Source organism: Paraglaciecola sp. (assembly GCF_030730205.1).
Lineage (GTDB): Bacteria > Pseudomonadota > Gammaproteobacteria > Enterobacterales > Alteromonadaceae > Paraglaciecola.
Window position 1 is genome coordinate 1 of record NZ_JANQVQ010000144.1, and the last position, 3,399, is coordinate 3,399.

The 3,399-nt window shown below is 46.9% G+C and carries 1 protein-coding gene; it reads right to left on the bottom strand.

Going from position 1 to position 3,399, the window contains the following annotated elements; all coding sequences use genetic code 11:
* Positions 1-68 precede the first annotated feature (68 nt).
* Entirely contained in the window at positions 69-2,933 is a 2,865-nt protein-coding gene (locus NWQ57_RS10250; RefSeq protein WP_306022058.1) for a TonB-dependent siderophore receptor, read from the bottom strand.
* Positions 2,934-3,399 lie beyond the last annotated feature (466 nt).

Sequence of the window (3,399 nt, forward strand, 5' to 3'; positions counted from 1 at the left end):
CGCTAAGAACTAAAAAATTTTATTAGCTTAGAATATAAAAAACCCCGCAGTTGCGGGGTTTTTTGTTATTACATACTGAACGAAGCTCTTAGGTACCAGTAGCGGCTTTCTGGCATATCATACGTCGACGGGTCATATCCATTAAGAGAACAGGATAAACATACCGGCGGCTCTTTGCCAAACAGATTGTTCACACCAAAGCTTAGTTGCATGCCAGAGAGCACCGCATCGGTGCTCCAGCTCAGCTGGGCATCATGGTAAGTGGTGCTACCTAGTCGATTACGTCCTACTTCTGGGTCATTTCGGCAGATGGCGAAGCTAGCTGCATCACCACAACTTTCCTCCAAATCACTGGTATAACGCATGGTCCAGCTTGCTTGCCAGGCGTCACGTTTCCAGTTTAAAGCCAGATTGCCACTCCACTCGGGAATTGCAGAATCATTAACTTCTATGCCGACAGTTTTGGGCTGTTGCTGGCCATTGGCATCCAGCACAGTGTAATCGTCTACCAGACTTGCTCGAAACTTAATGTCAAACTGACCGAATTCAGTTTGCGGTAATAGCAAGCCAACATCAAAGTCGAAACCAGAGGTCTCTATACTACCGATATTAGTCAGTACGTTGCTAAATTGGTCGATAGCGCCAAGCTGATTACGGCCTATACCATCGCAGAAGGTATCAGAAAGCGTTTGCACACACAGATTAAGCTGTGTCTGGGCATCTAACGCCTGTATAGCACCTTCCAGTTCATGTTGATACCAGCTAACACTGATATCCATCCGCTCAGACCATGCTTTAGCTACGGCAAATTCCGGGCTAAACACCACACCTAGGTTGTAGCTAGTAGATGTTTCCGGCGCCAAATCACGATTACCACCTGTAACAACGCTGATTTGCGGATTAGGTTGCTGATAATTTGCTGGCACGCCAAGTGTGGCACAATTTGCTATTAGGTCTGCCGTAGGTTGTGAACAGGGATCAGACAACACTGCATCAAAACCACTGGCCGAGCCAAATAATTCGCCAATATTTGGCGCTCGGAAGCCTTCTGACCAACTGCCGCGGAACAACAGTTCATCTTGCATCAGATAGCGGAAACCAATTTTACTGGTAGTTTCACTGCCAAAGGTGGAGTAATCAGAGTAACGACTGGCCAGGCTTAAATCCAATTGTTTAGCTAGAGGTAGATCTGCCAACAACGGCACATTGAACTCTACAAACAGTTCGTTCACATTCAGTGAGCCGGCCGTTGGCAGGGAAACCACGCCGTTATAATCACCTGCTACGGTTAAACCGTCTGGCCGATATTGGCCGGTATATTTCCGGTATTCCCAACCTGAGGCAAAACTCAGGGCCCCAGCCGGTAGTTCAACAATATCGCCGGTGATGTTAGCCGAATACAGACTCAGTTTGTTTTCGCTTGAATCCTGCACTACTGGCTGAATATAGCCGAACATTTCTGGTGTAATACTGCCAGCACCAAAGATGTTTAATGGTACACAGGCCGGATCAGCATCGCAGTTAGCCAAGGGGCCCAGTGCTGTGGCAATGCGTCGGGCGTTATAGCTGCCAAAATTGTTCTGCGTCGCCCGGTTGGTGCTGTAAGCCGCATTTACATCCCAATAGAACAGTCGGTCTGATAATTCCAACTGGCCCTCGATGCCACTACCGACGTAAAAGGTATCAACATTTTGTTCAAAACGACGTGCACCGCCTTCTACCGGCCGACGTCCTGCCAAAATTAAATTAGGGTTAGCACCTGACGCTACCAAATCGAAACCAAAAGGGTTGTAAGGGTTGTCAGCGGCTATAGTCAGATTATCTAACCAAAAGTTACTTGGTACGGCTGTGCCGATAAACATCGGCTCCGGTGCCGCCTGGTTCACACTATTACGTTGATTATAAAGTGCCCGTATATACCAGCTGGTATCCTGAGTGAATTGATAACGTTGTTGGGTATATAACGAAATGCGTTTATTCGGCGTTTGTAGCAGGTTATAGCTTGCGTAGTTAAAGCGGTCATCATTGGTAAAACAATGAAAATCGTCAGTTCGGTCACAACTTTCACCCAGTGCCGCATCATAATCCGGGCTGGATACACCTGCATTGGGTACCAGATCCTGGGTAAAACCAGTATTGGGATCGGTTATGATAAAGCGCCCACCCGGAATAGCAGAGCTGCCAAAGGCTAAACCCGTGCCGGGTACCGGCAGGCTAGACTGAGCTCTGGTATTGGCAAATACCGACTTCTGCTCGTTATAACTGGCCGCGATAAAGTAGCTGTGTTTATCACTTTCACCACCAAAACTCAGTTCAAAGGTGCTGGTATCACCGTCGCCCTTGCTATATTGACCAAAGCTGCTGCTGATGGTGGCGCCGGTCGATGAGCGCCGGGTAATAATATTGACGACGCCAGCGATTGCATCAGAGCCGTAGATTGATGATGCGCCGTCTTCAAGCACCTCTATCCGCTCAACAATTGCCAGTGGTATAGTATTTAAGTCCACTACGCCGCCTACGCCAGAGGCAGAACTTTCATTTACCCAACGGATACCGTCAACCAATACCAATACACGCTTTGCGCCAAGATGGCGTAAGTCGACAGTGGTTGCTCCTGCGCCAACACCGCCGCCATCTGGTGGAAAGCCAAAGTTACCGCTGGAGTTAAACTTAGTATTAAGCGCGGAACCTGAAGCAGTAATGTTTTGTATAATGTCACCGATGGATGATAAACCAGAACGGTCTATAGCATCTCGATCCAGAATTTGTACCGGGCTGCGGCCTTCAAGATCAGTCTGTTTAATCCGGCTTCCAGTAACCTCTATACGTTCAACACCCTTATCAGCGGTATTGTCCTGGGCAAGGGTATTGGTTGTTGTCAAAGCCAGTGCACTGAGCACACTTAGCGATATCAGTGAATAATGGTTGCGCATGCAGTATTCCTTATTGTTATTGTCTGAATAACTGCTGACGGCATGCCTGATTACTCCTCTTAGTCAGGCAACAAGCAGTAAAATGAGCTTATCGGAGATTAGCTCAGGCAGTAGCTTAGCTAAGAGTTTGCGTTTTGTAAAAAATGTTTAATTTTGTTGGCATTATTGTGTTTTTTTGGAGTGCCAGCAACCTACTAAATAGCTGACAGAGAAACTTAAGGCCTCTGCATTATTAGGCTCGGTAGAATGAATGTGAGAGTTTTTGTGTAATTTGAATCAAATGCAGAGCGCTCGCTTCAGGCAGTCCAGTGCAAACACGTAGATCAGGGCTTTGATATTGCTAAATATTAAATGGTCTTTATTAATAAATTAAACACCACCGTTCAAGACGGTGGTGTATGCAGCATGGGTTTATTCAACAACCGGTTCTATATGAATCTCTACACGGCGGTTTTGGGTCCGGTTT